Annotated in this window: 19 protein-coding genes; 12 read left to right on the top strand and 7 right to left on the bottom strand. The window is 35.6% G+C overall.

The window, feature by feature from the left end; translation table 11 throughout:
• Positions 1-96: 96 nt before the first annotated feature.
• Genes M2139_RS12430 through M2139_RS12420 form a run of 3 tightly spaced genes read right to left on the bottom strand, consistent with a single transcriptional unit; the run spans position 97 to position 4,239 of the window.
• Positions 97-2,259 (bottom strand): transglutaminase domain-containing protein, encoded by a 2,163-nt coding sequence (locus M2139_RS12430; protein WP_280739186.1) that lies wholly within the window; start codon positions 2,257-2,259, stop codon positions 97-99.
• The gene (locus M2139_RS12425; RefSeq protein ID WP_280739185.1) at positions 2,243-3,298 is read right to left on the bottom strand and encodes a DUF58 domain-containing protein; all 1,056 of its coding nucleotides are present in this window, start codon (positions 3,296-3,298) and stop codon (positions 2,243-2,245) included. Before M2139_RS12425 ends, M2139_RS12430 begins: the two co-directional genes overlap by 17 nt.
• Positions 3,295-4,239, bottom strand: coding sequence for a MoxR family ATPase (locus M2139_RS12420; RefSeq protein WP_280739184.1), 945 nt, complete (start codon positions 4,237-4,239; stop codon positions 3,295-3,297). Before M2139_RS12420 ends, M2139_RS12425 begins: the two co-directional genes overlap by 4 nt.
• Positions 4,240-4,574: 335 nt before the next feature.
• On the opposite strand from M2139_RS12420, the gene M2139_RS12415 reads away from it, so the two are divergent.
• From M2139_RS12415 to M2139_RS12405, 3 genes are read left to right on the top strand one after another with little or no spacing between them, the layout of a single operon-like run.
• A complete protein-coding gene (locus M2139_RS12415; RefSeq protein ID WP_280739183.1) occupies positions 4,575-5,399 on the top strand; it encodes an efflux RND transporter periplasmic adaptor subunit in 825 nt (274 codons plus the stop codon).
• A complete protein-coding gene (locus M2139_RS12410; RefSeq protein WP_280739182.1) occupies positions 5,396-6,082 on the top strand; it encodes an ABC transporter ATP-binding protein in 687 nt (228 codons plus the stop codon). The genes M2139_RS12415 and M2139_RS12410 overlap by 4 nt, the downstream gene beginning before the upstream one ends.
• Positions 6,072-7,286 carry an ABC transporter permease gene (locus M2139_RS12405; protein WP_280739181.1) on the top strand — a complete coding sequence of 405 codons (1,215 nt, stop codon included), beginning with the start codon at positions 6,072-6,074 and terminating at the stop codon, positions 7,284-7,286. The genes M2139_RS12410 and M2139_RS12405 overlap by 11 nt, the downstream gene beginning before the upstream one ends.
• A 56-nt stretch (positions 7,287-7,342) precedes the next feature.
• On the opposite strand, the gene M2139_RS12400 is transcribed toward M2139_RS12405, so the two are convergent.
• Positions 7,343-9,676: an ABC transporter ATP-binding protein/permease gene (locus M2139_RS12400; RefSeq protein WP_280739180.1), complete on the bottom strand. Its 2,334-nt coding sequence runs from the start codon at positions 9,674-9,676 to the stop codon at positions 7,343-7,345.
• A 542-nt stretch (positions 9,677-10,218) separates the two neighbouring features.
• Between M2139_RS12400 and M2139_RS12395 the strand changes: the two genes are divergently transcribed.
• The 7 genes from M2139_RS12395 (at position 10,219) to M2139_RS12365 (ending at position 17,323) form a co-directional block, all read left to right on the top strand.
• Positions 10,219-10,890 (top strand): response regulator transcription factor, encoded by a 672-nt coding sequence (locus M2139_RS12395; protein WP_280739179.1) that lies wholly within the window; start codon positions 10,219-10,221, stop codon positions 10,888-10,890.
• On the top strand, positions 10,890-11,930 hold the full coding sequence (locus M2139_RS12390) for a HAMP domain-containing sensor histidine kinase (RefSeq protein ID WP_280739187.1): 1,041 nt from the start codon (positions 10,890-10,892) through the stop codon (positions 11,928-11,930). Before M2139_RS12395 ends, M2139_RS12390 begins: the two co-directional genes overlap by 1 nt.
• A gap of 93 nt (positions 11,931-12,023) precedes the next feature.
• Positions 12,024-12,320 carry a hypothetical protein gene (locus tag M2139_RS12385; RefSeq protein ID WP_280739178.1) on the top strand — a complete coding sequence of 99 codons (297 nt, stop codon included), beginning with the start codon at positions 12,024-12,026 and terminating at the stop codon, positions 12,318-12,320.
• 213 nt (positions 12,321-12,533) lie between these two features.
• Positions 12,534-13,688: a galactokinase gene (locus M2139_RS12380; RefSeq protein ID WP_280739177.1), complete on the top strand. Its 1,155-nt coding sequence runs from the start codon at positions 12,534-12,536 to the stop codon at positions 13,686-13,688.
• A 35-nt stretch (positions 13,689-13,723) separates the two neighbouring features.
• Positions 13,724-14,719 carry a UDP-glucose 4-epimerase GalE gene (gene galE / locus M2139_RS12375; RefSeq protein WP_280739176.1) on the top strand — a complete coding sequence of 332 codons (996 nt, stop codon included), beginning with the start codon at positions 13,724-13,726 and terminating at the stop codon, positions 14,717-14,719.
• A gap of 93 nt (positions 14,720-14,812) precedes the next feature.
• Positions 14,813-16,303 carry a UDP-glucose--hexose-1-phosphate uridylyltransferase gene (gene galT / locus M2139_RS12370; RefSeq protein ID WP_280739175.1) on the top strand — a complete coding sequence of 497 codons (1,491 nt, stop codon included), beginning with the start codon at positions 14,813-14,815 and terminating at the stop codon, positions 16,301-16,303.
• Between the two features lie 39 nt (positions 16,304-16,342).
• Positions 16,343-17,323 (top strand): LacI family DNA-binding transcriptional regulator, encoded by a 981-nt coding sequence (locus M2139_RS12365; RefSeq protein ID WP_280739174.1) that lies wholly within the window; start codon positions 16,343-16,345, stop codon positions 17,321-17,323.
• Between the two features lie 50 nt (positions 17,324-17,373).
• On the opposite strand, the gene M2139_RS12360 is transcribed toward M2139_RS12365, so the two are convergent.
• The 3 genes from M2139_RS12360 to M2139_RS12350 all read right to left on the bottom strand — a co-directional run bounded on the left by M2139_RS12360 (position 17,374) and on the right by M2139_RS12350 (position 21,932).
• On the bottom strand, positions 17,374-19,827 hold the full coding sequence (locus M2139_RS12360; RefSeq protein WP_280739173.1) for a glycoside hydrolase family 3 N-terminal domain-containing protein: 2,454 nt from the start codon (positions 19,825-19,827) through the stop codon (positions 17,374-17,376).
• A 345-nt stretch (positions 19,828-20,172) separates the two neighbouring features.
• Positions 20,173-21,549, bottom strand: coding sequence for a PH domain-containing protein (locus M2139_RS12355; RefSeq protein WP_280739172.1), 1,377 nt, complete (start codon positions 21,547-21,549; stop codon positions 20,173-20,175).
• Positions 21,546-21,932 carry a GntR family transcriptional regulator gene (locus M2139_RS12350; protein WP_280739171.1) on the bottom strand — a complete coding sequence of 129 codons (387 nt, stop codon included), beginning with the start codon at positions 21,930-21,932 and terminating at the stop codon, positions 21,546-21,548. The genes M2139_RS12355 and M2139_RS12350 overlap by 4 nt, the downstream gene beginning before the upstream one ends.
• Positions 21,933-22,132: 200 nt before the next feature.
• Here M2139_RS12350 and M2139_RS12345 point away from each other — a divergent pair, with 200 nt between their 5' ends.
• Both M2139_RS12345 and M2139_RS12340 read left to right on the top strand, forming a co-directional pair.
• Entirely contained in the window at positions 22,133-23,458 is a 1,326-nt protein-coding gene (locus M2139_RS12345; RefSeq protein WP_280739170.1) for a C1 family peptidase, read from the top strand.
• Between the two features lie 110 nt (positions 23,459-23,568).
• A complete protein-coding gene (locus tag M2139_RS12340) occupies positions 23,569-24,309 on the top strand; it encodes an acyl-ACP thioesterase domain-containing protein (protein WP_280739169.1) in 741 nt (246 codons plus the stop codon).
• Positions 24,310-24,417 lie beyond the last annotated feature (108 nt).

Raw genomic sequence — 24,417 nt, 5'->3', positions numbered from 1 at the left:
AAAATTATGTTTTGACATCAGAAAACACCTCCAAATTTATTTTACCAAATTTGAGGTGCTCCTTTTTAGTTGTATCTAATTATAGTGGCAGTTCCATTAGTTGTTTGCTCTTTTATTTTCACTCAATAATTTAGCGACTTGCTTTAATAGTAAATTATTTTCTTCCGCATTGATATTATTTTGACCGTAACAAGCTTCTTCGTAAATTTCTGTAAGTTTCATAAATTTCCCTGTTAATCTAACTTCTGCTTTTTCAAATTTTTTAGCATATTGTTGTAAAGTCTGACTGGCTGGTCGCGGTTTTTTTCTCTCTAAATATTTCAAAATCAGCGGATAGCCCGTCAATAAAGGGTGTTTGCTGAAAGTAGTAATCAACAATATCAATAAATATAAGTAATATTTTGCTAAAAAGAAGATAATCACTGAAAAAATAATAATTAACAGCAGCCATAACAAATTTTTTGTGAAGAAATTTTCTTCGCGCCTGTTAACTGTTTCTTTTGAATCAGAACTTTCTTCTGTGCTTTGTTTGGTGGTAGTTGTACTACTGCTTTCAGTTGTGGTACTACTTGTTTGCTGGCTAGTAGTAGAAGTTGTTGTTTCAGTAGTGATGGTTGGCGTAGCAGTAATTGCTTGATCGAAACCTGGCGTAGGATCAAAAGGCAGCCAGCCATAGCCTTCAAAATAAACTTCTACCCAAGAATGAGCATCTTTATTGCGAATCACGTAACGTGCAGAACCATCTGCCAATTTTTCTTGCTGCTCACCAGCTGTAAAACCTTTCGTCCAACGGGCAGGAATCCCTTGTGTGCGTAAAAGAATGACCATTGCTGTAGAAAAGTTATCACAATAGCCAACTTTAGTTTCAAAAAGAAAATGCTCTACATAGTCTTCATCAGCTGCCGGATAATCTACATCAACTTTTGAATAACGAAAATCAGGGTTGTTTTTAAGAAAAGTTTCTGTCGCTTGAACCTTTTCAAGTAGCGTTTCTTTTCCTTGCGTGATTTCTAAAGCTAAATCATACACTCTTTTTGGTAGTTGAGCTGGCAACATTGAATATTGACGAAAACTTTTCGCAGTTTGCAAATCAAATGATGGCCAGTCAACAGCTAATAAATCATTGTTTTGATAATCAGCCGCTTGCCATTCCAGCGTTAGCGTATCAACCAGTGTTTTAAAATCAAACCGTTGCTGGCCGTCGTAATATTTCAAGGGGAAGTTTGCTGCAGTACTGTCAATCACAGTTTGACCATAAGGCAAGGGTAAAAAAGCAAAATCTTCTTGAAAATTTAGGGTAATCAAGTTCGTTTCATGACTTAAATGGTCAGGCGTAACAGTTAAATTTAAGAAATTTTCACTATTGACTGTTTCCAGCGACTCTTTGGCGGAACCCCAGCCTTTACCGGTGTATTCGTATTTACTTTCCACCCGCCAATAATGGGCTTGATTTTGAATAGCTTCAAAGAGAATCGTGTTATCTTCGGTAATCGGTCCGCCTAAAGTATAATCGTCTTCGCCATAGCCAGTTTTTGCTTGCAGCTGTCCGTAGCCTTGAATTTCTTGATACCAGCCTAGTTGATTGGCGTAATTTCTAATGGGGATGGTCCAAGTCATAATTTGCTGTTTAACCTGGTCCATAGGAGAAAAATAAGTGCCGCTAATAATTACACTTAGCAATAAAATTCCTAAAAGCATGGCTTTAAAGTTTTCTTTGCTGGAAGCCTGTTTTTTGGTGCGCTGATCAAGAGTAAAAAGTAGGGCACAAGCAACTACGATTAAAATGTCTAGTTGTAAATTTAAAAGATTGAACATTTCTAAGATTAACAAATAACTAATCATGAAAAGATAGGGAATTAGTCCTTTTTTTAACTTAATCAAAACATGAATAAATAAAATAAAAGTTAATAACAACAAGCTCCAAGCTAATTGTTCGGGAAAAATATAAACTTGTCGTTGCCAAAGTTGCTGCAAAACGAATTGCCATTCACTAATAAATGCTCGCAACCAAGTTAGCGAAAATTTTTGGTTCATTGGGAAAAATAAATAAGTTCCTAACAAATAACTCAAGCTATAAAGGGGAAATTGCAACCACCATTTTTCGATAAAGGCGGCAATTAAGCAAATGCCTAAAATGAAAAAGGGTACTATCCAGCTGACGCTTAGTTCATAAGCTAAGGCAAATTGTTTAATCACTAAAGAAATACTAATCCAAGTTAGAAGAATTGGGAAAAACTGCTGTTTAATTTTTGTCTGCATATTTTCTCCTTTGTTTCTTGGTGGTATTTTGAGCTATTTTCTGATAGTTATAAAAAGTTATTTGATTGTTTTTTTGCCAGTGAGTCAGTTGCGTAGTTAATTGTGAATCTTCTTTGGGAGCGATAATGATTAGCTTTTTTTGATAAAAATCTGGTAGCTTTGGCACTGCTTTAAAGGGTTTTAAAGTGGCGAAAACAGCCGGTGTATTTTTTGGTAAAACAATGGCGGTTTCACTAACTAATAATTGTTGGCTTGTGATGGTTTGTTGCAAATTCTCTTGAAAAGTATAGTAAAAGCTTAACGCTCCTTCAAAATTTTTGCTTTTATTGCCCCAAAAGATAAGGTCGATTTGATTTTCGCCTTCACTTTCGTATTCTTTAAATAACAACTCTTGTTGCTTGCTGGAAAGCTTCCAGTCAATATGCTTTAAGGAATCACCACTTTGATAAGGTCGAAAATTTTTAATGGCATAATTTGTTTGCCCGAATTTTTGGCGTTGCAGTTGTTGTTGAACTTGTTGGGCGTAGCTTTTACCTTGTAAATGTTCTCCTGGTAATACAAGGTAATTTTCTGGTAGGTTAATTTTTATTTTTTTGCTAAAGAGGTTAAATAAATCGTGAGCAATTAGCGTTAATTGCAATTCTTGATAAACGCCTCTAGCTGGTGGCGACCAAGTAAATTTGATTTCTTTAGGGACACCATTAAAAAAATAGACATAAGCAACTGATTGTTTAAGCCATTTAGGAAAATGAATTTCCAATTGGGGAATTGGCAATAAGGCATTTTTTTCTTTTAATAAAGTTAAATTTAGAGTAGTTGGCTTTTTCGCGTAGAAATAACGTGGGCTAGTTATTTCTGCTTTGAGGGTTTTCAAAGAGGTTAAGTAAAGCAACGCGCTCGTTAGCAAAATGAAGTGCAGCAGAAAAAATAAATTCCAACCCACAGGATTATTACTTAAGATGGCGTATAAGCTGATTGCCAGATAAATAAAGATACGCAAAAGCCAAATGGAAAATTGCTGCCAGCTTTTTAATTTCATTTTTCTCTCCTAACAGGAACGCTGACTTGTCGTAAAATCTGTTGTAAAACTTCTTCTACAGCGTTAGAGTCGTTGCGACTGTTTTTTAACAACAAGCGATGACCGAAAACCGCCGGTAAGATTTTTTGCAAATCTTGTGGCACAACATATTGGCGTCCTTCTGTTAAAGCGTAAGCTTTTGCCCCTTGAATAAAGGCGATGGCACCGCGGGGACTGATACCTAAAGCCACTTCGGGATGTTTGCGACTAGCGTGAACGAGCTGTAAAGCATAACGAACAATCAGTTTATCTATATAAACTTCGTTGACGGTTTGTTTTAATTGTTGCAATTCAGCGGGGTGTAAAACTTGTTTAATGTTTTGCATTTGATTAGTATTTGAAGTCATTAGTAAATTAAACTCTTCTTTAAAACTAGGATAACCAAATTTCAGGCGGAATAAAAAGCGGTCTAATTGGGCTTCTGGCAAAGGATAAGTGCCTTCATACTCCAACGGATTTTGGGTAGCTAAGACAAAAAAATCTTCTGCTAAAGGATAAGTTTGATTATCAATTGTTACTTGATTTTCTGACATGGCTTCAAGTAAAGCTGATTGCGTCCGGGGCGTTGCCCGATTAATTTCATCGACTAAAAGAACGGTTGTGAAAACCGGGCCCTCTCGAAATTCAAACTGTTGTGTTTGCGGATTAAAAATTGAAACTCCTAAAATATCGCTAGGCAATAAATCTGGCGTAAATTGCACCCGTGAAAAATCACTGCCTAAGGTTTTAGCTAAGGCTTTAATAGTTTTAGTTTTTCCGACACCAGGCACATCTTCAAATAAGACGTGGCCGCCAGTTAATAAAGCAGCTACAGTCAGTTGAATCACTTCATGTTTACCAAAAATCACTTTTTCGATTTCAGCAATGATGGCTTGAATTTTTTTGCTATCAGTATTGTTCATTTTGGAAAAACTCCTCAGTTTATTTTTTATTTTCTCTTAGTTTATGAAGCAAACTTGAAAAAAGTTTTGTTTTTATTGTAGCGGTAATTCTGTAAAAGTTCAATCTATCCTCAAAAAGAAAGTTATTTACTTAAGGATTAACATAACTATTAAGGCTTTACCCTAATCAATAAGTCTGAGGGACAACTAAGACTTTAGGATGATGATAAAATATTCAGATTATTTTATGCTTGATGGTGCAATGATTAAATTTTTGATTGCTTATGGAAAGCAATTCTGTGGGTAGCAAATAAAAATGGCTATCTAATTAATTAAACTGATGGAGGAATTTATTAATGAAGAAAAAGATTTTAATTGGCTTAGGTGTTGTAGTAGTTGCGGGAGGTGCCTTTTTTTTGTACCAAAACAGTGTAAATGCTGCCGACAACACAAAAACGATAGTTGAAGTTTATGAAGTTGCACAACAAACGCCTTTACATTTAAAAGGCCAAGTGCAATCAGTTGCCAGCCAAACGGTTTTATTATCCCCTGAAAAAGGTCCTGTTCGCACCATTCATGTTAACGAAGGGGACCATGTGACGAAAGATACCATTTTAGTGACTTATGAATGGGGCGAAAAAATTAAAGCCACTCGCGATTCTATCGTAACGTCTTTAAATTCGGATGCCGTTAATGATATAAGTAAACCTGTTATGGTGTTGAAAAGCATTGAATCTGAAATTAGAGGAGATGTCACAGAATACGACAAAGAAAAAATCACGATTGATCAAACAGTTACAGTTGCGTATGTAAATCAAGATAAAGCAGTGGAAGGGCGCATTACTAAAGTTGCTGAAGTTCCTAATGAAGCCCTTGATGCTAGTGCCGCTAGTATAGTTGATTATCAGTTTATTGCACAACCTAATGAAGCTATTCCTGTGGGGTATAGCGTGGAAATTTTAATTCCCCGAAATGAAATTCATTTACCTTTAACGAGTGTTGAAGAAGCTGAAGGAACAACTTTTGTTTATACTATTGAAAAAGAAAAAGCTAAAAAACAAGCAGTTAATGTGGAAAAAATCAACGGCTACTATTTAGTAAAAGAAGGCGTTGCTGAAGGTAATGAAATTATTAAAGACGTAACAGATGTCAAGGATGGAATGGACGTGGCTGCTGAATGATCGTAATGAAAAATATCAACAAATTTTACAAACTCGACCAGGAAAAAGTTCAAGTCCTAAAAGATATCAGCTTAGAGATTCAAGAACATGAATTTGTAGCTATTATGGGTCCTTCTGGTTCAGGAAAATCAACTTTAATTAACACCATTAGTTTTTTAGATGGTGATTTTGAAGGCGACTATAAATTTAATGGGGAAGATGCTTATCGCTACAATGATGATAAACTTTCTCGTTTACGGAACCAATCAGTGGGTTTTGTTTTTCAAGCATTTCAATTAATTGATAATAATACCGTTTTTGAAAATGTGGCTTTACCTTTGTTGTACGGAGGAATGAAGCAAAAACAAGTGAAAGATTTAGTGATGGAAGCTTTAACTAAAGTTGGTATTCCTGATAAATATAATAAATATCCGAAACAACTTTCTGGTGGACAACAACAACGGGTTGCGATTGCCAGAGCGATTGTCGGAAATCCTAAATTTATCGTTGCTGATGAACCAACTGGCGCTTTAGACAGTCGGACTTCTGAAGAAATCATGAATTTGTTCAAACGGTTAAACGAAGAAGAGCAAGTTACGATTTTAATGGTTACTCATGATAGTGAAGCAGCGGAGTATTGTAAACGCGTCATCACGGTTAAAGATGGCGAGCTTTTGGAAGAAGGTGTTTTACATGCGGTTTAGTGAAGTTTGGAAAACAGCCATTAAAGCGATTGGTAAAAATAAACGCCGCAGCTTTTTAACGATGATTGGTTTAGTTATTGGGATTTCAGCAGTCATTACGATTTTTTCAATTGGTCGTGGTTTTGAGAATTATGCTTCTGAACTGATTGGTTTAGATCAATTTGATGGTAGTATTGAGTTTAACTTTTCAGCTAAAAGTAATGACTTTTATGATTCCAATTTAGATGGTTTTACGGAAGAAGATATTAATCGCTTAAAGAGTATTAAGGGAGTTAGTGATGTGGCTTATTATTCTGATGGTAAAAATGGCGTAAAATATAATGATCAAACAATTGATGAAGTCGGCAATGATGGCCGTTGGAACAGCTTTAAGTTGTTAAAAGGTAACGGTTCTGAAGTTATTTATGGTCGGAGCATTAAAGAAAGTGATTATTTAAACGAAAATAAAGTGATTGTGATTGATGAAGTAGCCGCCAAAGCGATTCGTAAAGAATATCCAGCAACTTTAATCGGCGAGAGTATTACTTTGCAAGGGCAGCTTTTTGAAGTAGTTGGCATTATGGAAGAGCGAGAAAATAGTGGTATTATGACCACTCAAGAAGATTATGTTGTAGCTGAAGTACCAGAAAATGTTTATGAAAGTTATTTTTCAACGGAATATCGCGATGTTATCATGGTGAAACTAACAGAAAATGCCATTGTTAAAGATGTAACTGAAAAAATTGAAAAAGATTTGGAAGATTATGGTTCTAATAAAGAATTAGGTAAATATACCAGTCAAGATTTAGCGGGCCAAGTGGACCAAATTCGAACTTTATTGATGGGGATTACGATTTTAGTTTCAACGATTGGTGGTATTTCCTTATTTATTTCAGGCATTGGCGTGATGAACATGATTTATATTTCGGTTTCCGAACGGACGAAAGAAATTGGTGTTCGACGAGCGATGGGTGGTACGAAAAATAATATTATGATGCAGTTTTTATTAGAAGGAATTACGTTAACTTTACTTGGTGGGATTATCGGGTATGCCTTTGGAATGTTATTTGCCCAGGGGATTAGTATGGTAACGCCATTTAGTGTTAAACCAGATTTATTTACGATTTTATTAGCGCTAGGTTTATCGGTTGCTATCGGAATTATCTTTAGTTGGCTACCAGCTAAAAGTGCTTCTAAAAAAGATATTGTCAATTTATTAAGATAAAAAAATAGTCGTTAACAAGGCTTAGGAGGAGCACTTGTTAACGGCTATTTTATATATTACTCAGCTCTTAAAGCAATTGCTGCATCTTTTTTAGCTGCCATGCGGGCTGGTACGTGACCACCTAACATGGTTAAAACGGTACTAACAACAATTAAAATCACAGCATGCACTGGATTTAGAGAAGCAACATTTTCTAATTCAGTCATATTGTAAAGGACGCTGTTGATTGGGAAAGTAGCTAACCAAGCAATCACAACCCCTAATGTTCCTGAAGCGATTCCTAAAATACAAGTTTCTGCATCGAAAACGCGAGTAATATCTTTTTTACGAGCCCCTAAGGCTTTTAAAACACCAATTTCTTTTGTTCGTTCAATGACAGAAGTATAAGTAATAATACTAATCATAATCATACTAGTTACTAAAGAAATACCGGCAAAAGCAATTAAAACATAAGTGATGGCGTCCATTAATCCACCAGTTAATTCAGTCATCGTACCAGCTAAATCACTGTAGATAATTTCGTCATCAGCTTTTTTACCTTCGTTATATTCATCTAAATATGCTAAAACTTCATCTTTAGCAGCAAAATCATTTGGATAAATGAAAATACTGTTTGGTAAGCTGCTACCACCTAAGTAGGCGATAAATTGTTCTTTACCTGTTTCATCTAAAGCTTCGTTGTTCATAATGTTAACGTCGCTAGTTTCTTGAGCTTTAACGATTTTTGATTCTTTATTTTCAGCAATTAGGTTTTCACTTAATTTATCGCTGTAAGCAATTCCGGGTGCCAATAAGCGCATTGGCGAACTATCTTTCACCCGTAAAATACCAGAAACAGTTAATGTCCAATTGTCTTTATTATCATAAAGGGCTTGGTAATCATTTGAAGGAACGAAATTACCAGTTGGTAATTCTTGATAGTAATCATCATTTTTAATTAATTTAACGCTAGTGCCAACGATTTGGTCAAAATCTAATTCATCTTCGTTTTCTACATCAAAACCTAAATTAGTTAAGGCATTGATATTTGTTGTATTGGTTTCATCAACGATTAAAACTACATCTGTGTCGGCTTTAGGATAACTACCTGCTAAAACGTCATAATTTTTTTCTAAAAAATTACCTTCGTCATCAGATAATTGTGTTGGGAAAGTTGAAACTTCCATTCCTGACATGCTGCTCATCATGTTCATCATAGAAGCTGTGGCTGAGTTGGCTTGATAATTAGAGAAGCTAACTGGTTTAATTTCGCCATCAACATCTCGTAGTAAATTCATAGCAACAGAACGTGAGTAGCCGATATTATTACTTAAAGCTGGGTCAATCTCTTTAATATAGTCAACGTAATCTTGGTCGATTTTATTAATGTGTTGTGCGGCATCTTCTTGACTTGTTTTTGCAATAACTTTTTTGCTATCGGGATATTCTTCATTTTCATCAAGTGTCAGATAAGCTGTTTGTTCAGTCGCAATTTGCGAAATTGTAATTGGAAATTGCGCTAAAGTTTCAGCTTGCGTCTGATCAATTTGCGCTTGGAAACCAGATGAAAGAGCTAAAACAATTGCGATACTGATAATCCCAATACTAGAAGCAAAGGCAGTTAGAAAAGTCCGTCCTTTTTTCGTACGAATATTATTGAATGACAAACGTAAAGCAGTTAAGAAAGTCATTTTAGTATGTTTTAGTTGAAACTCGTTGCCTTTTGCTCTTTCTTCGTAGGGACGAGAGTCGTTAACGATGCGACCATCTGAAAATTCAATGATGCGATCAGCGTATTGATGAGCTAACTCGGGATTGTGGGTAACCATCACCACTAATTTTTCTTTTGAAAGTTCTTGAATTAATTCCATGATTTGCACACTAGTTTCAGAATCTAGGGCACCAGTGGGTTCATCACAAAGTAAAATGTCGGGATCGTTAGCTAAAGCGCGGGCGATAGCCACCCGTTGCATTTGACCGCCGGAAAGTTGATTTGGTTTTTTATGGATATGATCTTTTAAACCAACTCTGTTTAAAGCTTCTTCAGCTTTTTTTCTTTTGGTGTCTTTATCAACACCACTTAAAGTCATACCTAATTCAACATTATCAATAATGCCTAAATGACCGATTAAATTATAACTTTGGAAGACGAAGCCGATTGAATTATTTCGATAAGCATCCCAATCGGAATCTTTAAATGATTTGGTGGATTTGCCGTTAATAATCATGTCACCTGAATCGTAGTTATCCAGACCACCAATTACATTTAACATGGTTGTTTTGCCGGAACCACTTTGACCTAAAATGGCTACAAATTCTTTTTTCCGAAAAGAAACGGAAACGCCATCTAAGGCTTTGGTTATCGTGTCGCCGACTTTATAATGTTTTTTTATATCTTTTAATTCTAACATAGCTAATCCTCCAAATTTTATAGTTTAACGAGTTGCCTCGGGGTTAATAAGTTTTTATACTGAGAAAAGTATAACATTTGAAAAAGCGACTGAAATGAGAAAATTCGTCAAAATTGATTCACAGCATCAGTCGCATTTTTCTCAAACATCCTCCTTTTCTAGTTGCGTCTGTTAAAACGCGAGATTTTCTACTTATAAATGAAATAGGAGCGGATTTAATCAAAATAACACACGTTTTAAGGTGTGCAAAGCTTAAAACCGATTGTTCTGACTAAATCAACCGGCCTATTTCACTAATCTACTTAGTTATTCCCTAATAATAGTTTATTAGTACGAAGTAGCTGATGTATACTATAATAGTCCATTGTTAACTATTTATGAACTAAAATACTGTTTAAATTCATAATAAGTTAACATTTTTTGTATAATATAAGATATAAATAAATTTCCAATAGCAAATGATTATAAAAAGCGCAACAGGCTTGTTCTGCACCCGAACAAAGCCTGCGCAGCTAGATTAATAAAATTTAGGGGATAAAAAGATGATTACAATATTAATTGTTGAAGACGATGAAAATTTAAACGCTTTATATGAATCAGTTTTAGTGACGGCAGGTTTTATGACGATTACTACAATGAATGGTTTAGAAGCGTTGGAAGCTTTAGATAATCACCATGTGGATTTAATTATTACTGATGTGATGATGCCTGAGATGAGCGGTTTTGAATTAGCGAAAGAATTGCGGGAAGCCGGCTTTATGCTACCAATTTTAGTGATTACCGCTAAAGAATCTTTTGAAGATAAACGCTATGGCTTTGGTTTAGGAATTGACGACTATATGGTGAAGCCAATTGACGTGAAAGAAATGATTTTGCGAGTAGAAGCTTTATTGCGGCGGGCGCGGATTGCTAATGAACGAAAGCTAACGATTGGTAAAACGGTATTAAATCAAGAAACTTATGAAGTCATTGTGGAAGAACAAGCGATTGAATTACCACAAAAAGAATTTTTACTTCTATATAAATTGCTTTCTTATCCCAATAAAATATTTACTCGCCAACAGTTAATGGATGAGATTTGGGGGATGGATACGGAAAGTGATGAGCGAACAGTGGATGTGCATATTAAACGGCTACGTGATAAATTTCAAGCAGATGTAGATTTTGAAATTATGACGATTCGTGGCTTAGGATATAAGGCGGTAATTAAATGATGAAAAAGAAAATTTATTCTCAGTTGTGGATTTATTTTGCTTGCATGATTTTTGGATTATTGTTGATGGCAGCGATTCTCTTTGCAGTAGCAACGTTTATCTTGTTTCATTTTCAATATATCACCCATCAAAATTCACCAATTCGCTTAACTTATGTCTTTGCAATTTTTAGTGTGGTTTCAGGGACAGGTGTAGCTATTTTCGTAGGGCGAAAAATTTTATTACCAATTTCTCGTTTAAGTAGTGAAATGCGTAAAGTAGCTGAAGGTGATTTTTCTATACAAATTGATGAAGATGAAAAAGTTGCCGAAGTCCAACAGCTTTTACATGATTTCAATTCAATGGTGAAGGAATTAAATAATATTGAAACGCTGCGGGATGATTTTGTTAGTAGTGTATCTCATGAGTTTAAAACCCCAATTGCTACCATTCGTGGTTATGTGCAGTTGTTACAAAATTCTCAGCTATCAGAAAGTGAACGGCAAGAATATTTAACCCGGATTATGGATGGCACCCATCAACTTTCTCGTTTAATTGAAAATATTTTGAAATTAACGAAAGTTGAAACCCAAGGGATGACCTTGGAAGAAAAAGAGTTTCGTTTAGATGAACAAATCCGCAATGTTATTCTCTTTTTAGAGCCAGAATGGGAAGCTCGCAATCTTGAGTGGGAAATTGATTTAGAAAAAAGCTACTTTTATGGAAATGAAGAAGTTCTTTATCAAGTTTGGCTAAACATTATTAGTAATGCCATTAAATATAATCAAGATGATGGGAAAATTGAAGTCTTTTTGACTGAAAATGAAGAAAATGTTGAAATTTTGGTGAAAGACAGCGGCATTGGCATGAACAAAGAAACGATAGTGCGGATTTTTGATAAATTTTATCAAGGAGATACCGCCCGCAAAACGAAAGGTAACGGTTTGGGGTTGGCTTTAGCGAAACAAGTAGTGGATATTTATCAAGGGGAAATTGATGTAGAAAGCCAAGAAAATCAAGGAACCACCATGAAAATTACCTTACCGAAAAAGAATCACTAAAAGAAAAGATTTTGTTCACAGAAAGTTAATATTTAACAGGTAAGATATAAATATCGAAAGTTATTTAATTTTAAACAAAAGAGGTGAAAAGTAGTGGAGGAAACAAAAACCCTTTATTTTATTGAACAAACAAAAAATATTGAAGGTTCTTATATTGAAATCGACACGGTTTTAGTGGAAGATAGCAAAGAAGAGGCGTTACAAGAGTTTAATCAATTAGTAAGTGAGGATTGTGAAAAATCCTTCGGCTACACCTTAAATGAATACCAAATTAAAGCCGAAAAATCTTTTTTCCAAAAATTAATTAGTTCTTGGAAAAATCTTCCTGCTGAGTTTTATCGGGCGATGAAAGTCATCACTTATCAACCTTTGGCAGAATATCAAGCTTAAGTCCTATTGAATAGTCTGAAAATAATAAATCGTATGAAGGTAAGTGATTGCTTTCATACGATTTTTTTTGTTGTTCGGAATTTTTGGAAAACCTTTACAAAAACCTCTTGTAAATATTTAGTAAATATTTTATAATGAGTTTACTAAATGATTTAACCGCGGATGAATAAGTAAAAAATTATTACAATAAAATGAATGAGGAGCGTGAAGGCAATGGATTTGCAAGAAAAGTTTTTAACAGTTTTTGGTGAAGCAGCAACTGGGGAGTATTTTGCACCGGGAAGAATTAACTTAATTGGTGAACATACCGATTATAATGGTGGTCATGTTTTTCCAGCTTCAATTACGATTGGCACGTATGGTTTAGCGAAAAAACGGCAAGATAAAAAATTCCGTTTTTACTCTGAAAATTTTGCAGAGTTCGGAATTATTGAAGTCGATTTGGCAGATTTAACTTATCGTAAAGCCGATAATTGGACGAATTATCCAAAAGGGATGATTAAATTTTTGCAAGAAGCAGGTAGCGTGATTGATGCGGGCTTAGATATTTTATACTACGGAACGATTCCTAATGCTTCAGGTTTATCTTCTTCCGCTTCCATTGAACTTTTAACCGGCGTGATTTTAAATGACCAGTTTGCTTTAGGAATTGAAATGTTAGATTTAGTAAAAACTGGTAAAAAAGTTGAAAATGAATTTATGGGTGTTAACTCAGGGATTATGGACCAATTTGCGATTGGTATGGGGAAAAAGGACCAAGCGATTTTATTAGATACCAACACTTTAAAATACGAATTGGTGCCAGCGGCTTTTGGTGAATATGTTATTGCGATTATGAATACAAAAAAACGCCGTGAATTAGCCGATTCCAAATATAACGAACGCCGTAGTGAATGTGAAGAAGCTTTAAAACGCCTACAAAGCAAATTGACGATTCAAGCTTTGGGAGAATTAGATGAAGCGACTTTTGCTGCTAATCAAGATTTGATTGGCGATGAAACATTAATTAAACGGGCAAAACATGCGGTAACAGAAAATCAACGGACTTTAAAAGCGAAAGCCGCTTTAGTGGCTGGTGATTTAACTACTTTTGGCGAGTTGTTAAACGCTTCTCATCACTCTTTAAAACACGATTACGAAGTAACCGGTATTGAGTTAGATACTTTGGTGGCGGCTGCTCAAGCGCAATCTGGAGTCTTAGGGGCCCGTATGACCGGAGCTGGTTTTGGTGGCTGCGCGATTGCTTTAGTAAAAGAAAGCCAGTTAGATGATTTCATTGCTAATGTTGGTGCTGTTTATCAAAAAGAAATTGGCTATGCTGCTGAATTTTATAAAGCCAGCATTGATGATGGTGCGAGAAAACTTTAAAAAACAAAAAATCGAAGTAAGCTGGAGGTTTTTAAATGAAAATTTTAGTTCTTGGTGGTGCCGGTTATATTGGTTCCCACGCGGTTGACCAATTGGTGAACAAAGGCTATGATGTTGTGGTGGTAGATAATTTATTGACTGGTCATCGCTTAGCGGTTCATCAATCAGCGACTTTTTACGAAGGAGATTTGCGGGATAAAACTTTTATGCAATCAGTTTTTGAAAAAGAAAAAATTGATGGTATTCTGCATTTTGCAGCCAGTTCATTAGTTGGAGAATCGGTTGAAAATCCTTTGAAATACTTTAATAATAATATTTATGGCATGCAAATTTTGTTAGAAGTGATGGCAGAATTTGATGTGAAACATATCGTCTTTTCTTCTACGGCGGCAACTTACGGAGAGCCTGAAGAAACGCCAATTAGCGAAACAACGCCAACTAATCCGAAAAATCCTTACGGGGAAAGTAAATTAACGATGGAAAAAATGATGAAATGGTGCGATCAAGCTTATGGCATGAAATATGTCGCTTTACGCTATTTCAATGTGGCAGGTGCTAAGAGTGATGCTTCGATTGGCGAAGATCATGATCCTGAAACACATTTAGTACCGATTATTTTACAAGTGGCTTTAGGGCAACGAAAAGAGTTAGGGATTTTCGGCGATGATTACGATACGCCAGATGGCACATGTATCCGTGATTATGTGCAAGTGGAAGATTTAATCGCCGCTCATATTTTAGCGTTAGAGTATTTAAAAGCCGGCAATCAAAGTAATACCTTTAATTTAGGTAGTAACAATGGTTATTCAGTGAAAGAAATGTTAGCTGCTGCTCGTAAAGTTACTCATCGGGAAATTCCTGCAAAAGTGATGCCAAGACGAGCAGGGGACCCCGGAACATTAATCGCTTCTAGCCAAAAAACCAAAGAAGTTTTAGGTTGGCAACCGCAATATACTGAAATCGAAGAAATCATTGCATCCGCTTGGAAATGGCATTTAGCCCGTCCCAATGGTTATGATGATAAAAAATAATTGTAAGTAAAAATACGGAGAGATTGGCGAAAAAACCAATCTTTTCCGTTTTTATTAAATGAATATATTAATAAGAACTCGAGGTAAAGGATTATGACTGTAAGTCAAGCAACACAGGCTTTTGTTCAGTTAGCACTGAAATCAGGCGGCTGGATGGAAATGGATCGAATTTATTTGCAGAATCAAGTGCTGTCATTAATTGGCGAAGATGCTTTAGCTGATGAAGAAGTAACAGCAGCCTATTTAGCAAAATCTTCAGTGACTTTATTAGATGAATTAATTGAACAAGCCCTTAAAAATGAAAAGATTGGCGATTTGCAAGCAGAACGAGAAATTTTAGAAGGACAGTTAATGGATTTATTAACGCCACCACCTTCTGTTGTGAATGCTTTTTTTGCCAAACATTATGAAGAATCACCGCAAAAAGCGACGGATTATTTTTATGAATTAAGTAAAAATAATGATTACATTAAAACCCGAGCGATTGCCAAAAATATTGAGTTTCCAGCTGAAAGTGAATATGGTACGCTGGAAATTACCATTAATATGTCAAAACCCGAAAAAGATCCGAAGCAAATTGCGGCAGAATTGACCGCAGTCAAGGTGAACTATCCTAAATGTATGTTATGTATGGAAAATGAAGGCTATTTAGGTCGCCTGAATTATCCAGCGCGGCGGAATCATCGCATTATTCGCATGAATTTAGCGGGGGAAAGCTGGGGCTTTCAATATTCCCCATACGCTTATTACAATGAACATGCGATTGTTTTATCGGAAGAACATCGCCCCATGAAAATTAATCGGGAAAGCTTCCAACGCTTATTAAATATTATTGAAGTTTTACCTCATTATTTTGTAGGCTCCAATGCAGATCTGCCGATTGTTGGCGGGTCGATTTTATCCCACGATCATTATCAGGCGGGGCGCCATGATTTTCCCATGGCAAAAGCTGCTATCGAAAAAGAATTTTCTTTGTTAGGTTTTGCTAATGTGAAAGCCGGCATCGTTAAATGGCCAATGTCAGTGATTCGTTTACAAAGTGAAAACAAACAGGATTTAGTTAACGCTGGCGAGTTTATTTTAGAAAGTTGGCGGAATTATTCCGATGCAAGTGTGGATGTAGTGGCTCATTCAGCCGATGGCACACCCCATCATACGATTACGCCAATTGCTCGCAAAAATCAAAATCTATTTGAATTAGATTTAGTTTTAAGAGATAATAATGTTTCAGAAACGTATCCAGATGGGATTTTTCATCCCCATCCAGATGTGCAAAATATTAAAAAAGAAAATATCGGTTTGATTGAAGTCATGGGCTTGGCGATTTTGCCACCACGTTTAAGTGAAGAATTGAAGGAAGTTGAGAAATTTCTTTTAAATCAGCCCCATGAAATGGCTGACTATCATCAAGCATGGGCGACTAGTTTACAAGCAAAACATGCTTATACAGCAGAAAATGTTGAAGCTTTAGTGCAAGGGGAAGTCGGTAATGTTTTCTTGCGCGTTTTAGAAGATGCCGGTGTCTTTAAGCGCAGCGTCGAAGGTCAAGCGGCGTTCCAACGCTTTATTGCATCCTTAGGTTAAGACGAATTTTTATCAAGTTATTTGTATGGAGGGATTTCTTTGGCAACGATTAAAGATATAGCAGAACAAGCCGGTGTTTCACCAGCGACAGTTTCACGAGTTTTGAATTACGATCCAGAACTTTCTGTTGGGGATGAAACGAAGCGGAAAATTTTTGAAGTTGCTGAAGCAATGAACTATACGAAACATCAAAAGAAAAAAGTGGTTAGCCAACTGCGCTTCAAATTGGTGCAATGGTATGATGCCACCGAAGAATTAGAAGATTTATACTATTTATCGATTCGCTTAGGAATTGAAAAGCGGGCGGAAGAATTAGGCATTACTATTTTAAAAGAAAACTTACAAGAAATTTCCGAAGCCGCTTGTGATGGCATTATTGCCGTAGGGAAATTCGATCAACTGGAAGTAGAAAAGTTAACTGCCACCAGTGAACCACTACTTTTTGTTGATTATAACGGCACAAAAGAAGGTTATTCTTCAATTGTTGTTGATTTCCAACAGGCGATTCAACAAGTTTTGACAGCTTTTGAAGAAAAAGGTTATCGTGATATCGGCATGATTGCCGGCGTTGAAAAAACTAAAACTTCTCATGAAGTTGTGAAAGACGATCGTTTTCAATATTTTAAAACACGCTTAACAGAAACGAAGCAATATCAAGAAAAATGGCATTTACAAGCTGATTTTTCCGTTGAATCAGGCTATCAAGTGATGAAAAACTTTTTGACAACTGAAAAAGACTGGCCGCGGGCATTTTTTGCTGCCAATGATGCCATTGCGATTGGTGCTTTGCGGGCATTACAAGAGTTACAAGTTCCCGTTCCTGAAAAAATCGCCTTGATTGGTTTTAATGATGTTAGTGTGGCAAAATATGTCAATCCACCATTAAGTACTGTTAAAGTTTATACGGAATGGATGGGAAGCCACGCAGTTGATACTTTACAATTATTAACTAACGAAAAGCCACCGATTCCTTTTAAAATTGAAGTGGGAACTAGTTATATTCCCCGTTCTTCATGTTAAAAAAAGAGTGAGACAAAATTTTGTCTCACTCTTTTTGTGTGTTCCGTTAATTATTCAGTTACATATTTTTTAGTACGTTCGTCAGAAATTACACCTTTGTAATTTAAACCATAACCAAAGTCATAACTGTTGCCAACGCTGTCTTTGTAAGGCGTCATATCTTGACCGACATCTTCCAATTGCGCTTCAACAGTATCCATATCAGCTGGGAATTGCATAGGTAGCAAGCCTTGAGGTTCTTGTTTACCTAAAATGATATCGAAGTAAGCTTGATCGCTAACAGAGAAACCAGTAACGATTGCATCAGCGTCTTTTTCAAATTCGCTAACAATTACAGGGTTTTTCGCTTTTAAAACAACGATAACTGGGATTTTTTTACCAGTTTCTTTTTCGATTTCAGCTGCTTGTTTTTGTGCATTTTGGAAAGCTTCTAAATCATAGCTGTTGCTAATAGTAGAAGTTTTACCGAAGTAGCTGCGGTTTTCTTTTGTGCCGTCTTCTTTAGTGTCGCCACTAATTGAGTCTTTACGAACATGTTCGCCATCAGCAGTATAAGTACCGTATTGTAATGATAGAGGGTAAGCTTCGCCATCTTGTAAACCAGCTGAACTAAATGGACTACCATTATCAGGACTACTCATGCCGACAATAATCATGTCCACATTTTTCAAATCAGGTGCTTTAAAACCAGTAACGTTGTCGCCATCTTTAACAGGTTCGTCAGTTAAAACTTCTTTAAAGTAATTTTCAGCGATTTCAACATTCATGGTTGGCTCAGCAGTTTGATTGCCTTCACCAAAGACAGTTGCAAAGTTATTATGAATAGAACTTGGAATATAAACAACTTTATCTTGGAAGTCTTTTTCAACATCTTTGCTAGCTGTAATTGTTTCGTCTTCATTTTTAAGCATAATGATTGAATCTAATTGTGCTTGATAACCATCAGTACGTTTGTCTTCACTACCAACAATCGCAGTTGATTCTTCTAATGATAAATAAGGATTTTCAAATGAGCCAGGTAACATTAACATTTTAACTAAACGTTCACCTGATTGACGGAAACGTTCTTCAGCAGTAATTTCAAGATCACCTTTTTCATAGGCTTCGTCCCACATATCGTAAGCTTCTAAAACAGGCACGATATCGTTGTTACCACCGAACATATCAACGCCGGTTTTAAGAATTTCAAAGTGGCGTTCTGGAATAGTTAATTTTTCAGCCCCCCAAGCAGTTCCTAAGCCCATTAAGTTGGTTGGATCAGTTGGTGCAGAAGTAACCGCCCAGTCAGTACAGATTACGCCTTCGTAGTTATTATCTTTACGTAAAATATCAATTTTATCTTTATCGTAAGCAGAACCCATTTCTGTGCCAAATAGTGGGTTGCCATCTTTATCAATAGCGATAGAGTATGAACTCATAACAGCTGTAGCTGCTTCGGTTTTACCGTCCAAATTCATAGCGCCATCTAAAAATGGAATTAAATGTTCTTCAAAGTTTTCACCTGGATAAACAGCGTATTTACCACTATTCATATGAGCTTCACGACCGCCTTCGCCCATACCGTCGCCAGGGAAATGTTTCACCATTGCATGAATAGAATCTTTACCCCATCCAAGATCGTTGCCATCAGCATCGAAAGAAGATTGAGAGCCATCAGCATAAGCTTTTGCCATATCAGTTGCTAGGGCAGTATTTTCACCGAAAGTTCCGTCAACCCGTAACCAACGAGGTTCAGTTGCTAACTCGATTTGTGGGCCTAAGGCAGTTGCAATCCCCATTGCGCGATATTCTTCAGAAGCAGCTTTAGAGAAAGTCAACATTGTATCGGGATTAAAAGTTGCTGCCAAACCTAAGTTTGATGGCCAACGAGAGATATCATCGCCTTCAGCATTGTAAGCAGCATCAGAGCCCGCTGTACTACGAGGGTCAGAACTGAAGTTAACTGGTAATAAAGCCGAACCTTCTTCAGCAGCTAATTCTTCCACGTAAGCTTGCATTTCATTATTCCAATTAACAGCGGCTGTAACATCGTTACCACCAGCGTTTAAAACATTTCTTAAATGACTATCTTTTAAATAAGTTTGTTGGTCTTCTGTTAAACCATCTTCAGGATTACGTTCATGACTACTGAAAAGCATTAAACCAGCAATTTGTTCTTTAGTTAATTCTTCAGATAAAGATTTTGCCCGAGCGTCAACGTCTTTACGCCAATCTTCCCAAACATCTAATTTTTCATTGCCATTCATATCTTTAAAAGCATAAGTTGCATTGTCGCTAGTTTCTTCCAGTAAAGAAACGCCGCCATCTTTCAAATAACCTAAAACAGCGCCATCGTTAGGATTAGTTACTAATAAATAAGTAACATCTCCTTCTTTTTTCTCTTCAACGGTGTATTTAACCGCTTCAGATTCTTTAGATTCTTCTGTTTGACCGCCATTTTGACTACAAGCAGCTAAAAGAAGTGGTACTGAAAATAGTGAAACATACTTACTGAATTTTTTCATAAATGAATCCCCCAATATTATTTAATTCCACTTTACAAAAACAAAAAGGAACCAAGTAGCTTAACTAAAATAGTAGATTATGGATAAAGCAAATAAAAATCTGCAGCTTTTTACACACAAAAAACCTGGAGGATGGTCAAAGAGTAGACGAATGAGTCATATCTTTGATTCCTACAGGTTTAGCTTGCAATATATACAATCACTATCCAAATTGAATCAGTAAATTCCTTTTTATAGATTCAATTATAAGATTGAAAACGTTCGCTGTCAACGCTTTCTTTTTTTGCTTTCAAAAAGCGCTAATACCATTGCAATAAAAAATTGCTGGTATTAGCGCTTGTAAGTTTATTTTGCAAGCATCTCTTCGATGGTTACTAAATATTCTTGTGTAGCATCAGGCAGATTACTCGTAAAGTAATAATCGCGTTCGGAAGTGGTGATTTTTAAAATAGGTGCTTTTTTAGTATTAACAAGAAAAGTTGCAGGTTTATTTTTTACTCTAAAGGAACCAACCGCATAATTCTCTGTACCTGTTCCGTTCACTCTAACGGAATCTTTCGGGATATCATCAAGAAGCTGGACTTCTTCGATTTTATTTAAAGGAATTTTACTAGTTTTCGTTAATGGAGCTGAAATCGTAACGGTTGTTTGGCTGATATCCAGCTGCATAGCAGTGGGACTAAAATCATAAAAAAACAAAGGTAGCGTAACGAAAATTAAAAGACCAGTTACAAAAACGCTGATAACTCCCATAAATACTTTTGCGATTGGTCGCGCCATATTCATACCGATATTAAAACCAACCCGATCCGGTACCATTAAACGAGTGTCATCAGGATTATAATAAAGGCCATAACGCCAATATTGATCTTCACCGACATAGCGTTGATGAGGTATTTGTTGTAAAAGTTGATCTTGTTTTTTCCGTAAAACAAATAAACAACGAATAGAAAAGAAGCAACCTACCAAAATAGCAATTAGCAATACGCCACTAAAGATTAAACTTGTTTGGTTAGAGAAACTTGTTAAAGCCATCGGAACCATCGTAATTGGCAGAAAAGCAAAGCACATTACGACCATACTTAAAGACCAGTAATATTTTGTTAAGTCATTATATTGTAGATTTAACTGAGAGTCATCAGATAAAGATTTAATGGGAAAGCGACTAATGTAATAGTAAGAAATCGCAAAAATACTCCACATAATAATGCAAGCGGCGCTAGCTCCAAGGCCATCTATCCAGGAACCAATAAAGAAATTAAGGCTAGCTAAAATAAGCGATAAAACTAAACAAGCAATCAACCACGTAAATGGTAGAATTTTGCGGTTTTTTTCTTGAATAATTTTTGTATCAACAATAATTGCTTCCGTTGGTAACTCCCAATGGTTTTCGACAATCAAAGTCCGCATTTTACGAATATAAGTGATTAAACAAAAATAGTAAACTCCAATTGCACCAATAAGTAGTATAAAGAAGCCAGTCATTAATAAAGAATCATAGGGAATTAATGCTGATAATAAGGTTAAAAGCATACCACCAGCAGTGATGAAAGCAATTGATTTTTTATATTCTTTAGCTAAAGCTAAAACTTTTGGATCTTGTAATTTATCTTTTGGTAAAGTATTTTCAAGAATTACCCGATTATGAGGTTTAGCAGGAATCATTTGAGTGAAGCCCATAATTAACCAGACCGGAATCATGATAAGAATTAATATTGTCATTTTAGATCATCCTTTCGAAATTGCGTTAAAATATTTGTGACCTCTGCCAAAATATCGGTTTCTGAATAGCGCTGAATACTGCTTTCAGCTAAGATTAAAGCTAATTGATCAGCTAATTTTTGAGGATAAGCTGTTTTAGCTGGTTCAAAAGTAGCAACTTTTGTTCCTAAACGTCGGTCAGTTAATAAATAACCCTCTTCTTTTAATAAATTGTAAGCTTTTGAAATGGTCATAGTGTTGACACCAATTTCATCTGCTAATAAGCGGACTGAGGGTAATTGTTCACCGGCAGCTAATTCGCCTTTTGCGATTCCTAAAATAATTTGATCGCGTAATTGCTTATAAATCGGGACTTCTGAGTAATTAGAAATTTCTAAAATCATTTCCTCACCACTTTCTGTTATTTGTATTATCTGTATCGCTTGTATTACTAACTATAATACAAAAAATAAAAATTGCAAGTCTTTTATTTTTTTATTTCTGCCAAAGCAATTTAACGAGGACATTCTCTGACTTGAGTTATTTAAATACTAAGAGTAAAATGGTCTTTGACGTAAAAAAGTAAGAAAGAGGGCTATTTTTAATGGAAATTAAACCAACATTAACGGAAAAGTTTTTATCTGAATTCAATGAAAATACTAAGCAACAAGTTATTCAAGGGGCAGTTGTCAAAAATGGGATCGCTGCTAGTGGCGAAACGGTAGCAGCTTTAAGAAATAATGTACCTGTTTATTCTGTGGATATTGCAACAGGTAAAGTTGCTAATCAAATGCAATCAGGCCGTTGCTGGATGTTTGCGGCTTTAAATACTTTTAGACATAAATTAATTAATAGTTTTAATTTAAAAGACTTCGAACTTTCACAAAACTATACTTTTTTCTGGGATAAATATGAAAAAGCTAACTATTTCTATGAAAATGTTTTGGCAACAGCTAAAGAAGATTTAACGAGCCGCAAAGTTGCCTTTCTTTTAGCGACACCGCAACAAGACGGTGGTCAGTGGGATATGATCGTTTCTATTTTTCAAAAGTACGGAATTGTTCCCAAAACAGCCATGCCAGAAAGTAAAAACAGCTCTAACTCTCGTGATTTAAATAAATATTTAAATAAAAAATTGCGAAAAGATGCTGTAACTTTACGGAATTTAGTAGCAGCTGGCGCTGCTGAAGCTGAAATTCAAACGGCTCGTGAAGGCATGTTGCAAGAAATTTATAACTTTTTAGCAACGTCTTTAGGGACACCGCCGACAACTTTTGATTTTGAATATCGTGATGAAGAAAAGAATTATCATTTGGATCGTAATTTAACACCACAAAGTTTTTATGAAAAATATGTTGGGGTTGATTTAAATGAATATGTCAGCATTATCAATGCACCAACCGCTGATAAACCTTACAATAAATCTTATACGGTTGAAATGTTAGGTAATGTAGTTGGTGGCACTGAAGTGAAATATTTAAATGTTGATATGGCAACTTTCAAAAAATTAGCCGTGGCACAATTAGAACAAGGCGAATCAATTTGGTTCGGTTGTGATGTTGGCCAATCGTCCACCCGTGATTCAGGAATTATGGCTTTAGATGCTTATGATATGGAGAACTTATTTGATATGAGTTTTGCTATGACCAAAGCTGAACGTTTAGATTACGGGGAAAGCTTAATGACTCACGCGATGGTTTTAACTGGTGTTGATGTAGTTGATGGTCAATCAACTAAATGGAAAGTTGAAAACAGCTGGGGAGAAAAAGTTGGTGATAAAGGTTTCTTCGTTATGAGTGATGCTTGGATGGATGAATACACTTATCAAATTGTTATTCGTAAAGAATTTTTAACACCAGAACAATTAGCGGCATTTGAAGCAGCACCAACCGTTCTAGCACCATGGGATCCAATGGGCGCTTTAGCTTAAAAAATAAAGAATTAAATAAAAAGTTGAGATTGCTGTCAAAAATCTCAACTTTTTTATTTATTTTAAGGTATAATTTAAGTTATTAATTTATTTAGAAAGTTGGTGGCTGCGTGGCACAACGTTTTACCGAAAATCATGAAGTAACTTATTATGAATGTGATGTGAATCAAAGAATGACTTTTCCAGCAATGTTAAGTATTGCGGTAAAAGTTTCCGAAGATCAAAGTGACTCTTTAAATCGCGGAGCCGATTTTGTACATACTTTTGGCTTAACTTGGGTGATTACGACTTATCAAATTAAAATTAATCGCTTGCCAAAAGTAGGTGAAAATATTAAAGTTTCTACCAAAGCAACAAGTTATAATAAATATTTTTGCTATCGGAATTTTTGGTTTCATAATGAAGCCGGCGAAGAATTAGTGATGATTGAAACAGTTTTTGCTTTAATGAACATAGAAACTCGTAAGATGAGCAGCGTTCCTGAAGAAGTCATTTTGCCTTTTGAAAGTGAAAAAATCAAAAAAATTAAACGTTATCCAGTGATTGAAAAAATCGAAACGGGTGAGATGCTACCGTATCGCGTTCGTTATTATGATATTGATAGCAATCATCATGTTAATAATTCTGTTTATTTCAATTGGATGATTGACATATTAGGACTAGACTTTTTAACAGAATATACTCTCAAAGAAGTCAATGTCCGTTTTGATAAAGAAGTGGAATATGGTGTAGAAATTGAAAGCCATGTTGAGAAAGTCATCCTTGATGATGAAATCAAAACCCGTCATGAAATCAGAATTGGCCAGCAGCTTTACTGTGAAGCCAATATTCAGTGGCAAAAAAACAATTAAAAAGGGTAGGAAGGGGGCTGTGACAAAAGTCTCTAACAAAAAACGCATGAAATAACGAAAAATCGTTCATTTCATGCGTTTTTTCTAGTAAAATAAAAAAGAAGTACA

Source organism: Enterococcus sp. PF1-24 (genome assembly GCF_029893325.1).
In the GTDB taxonomy this organism is placed as follows: domain Bacteria; phylum Bacillota; class Bacilli; order Lactobacillales; family Enterococcaceae; genus HY326.
Note: the sequence above shows the minus strand (reverse complement) of the source record. Positions and strands in the feature narration are given on the sequence as shown.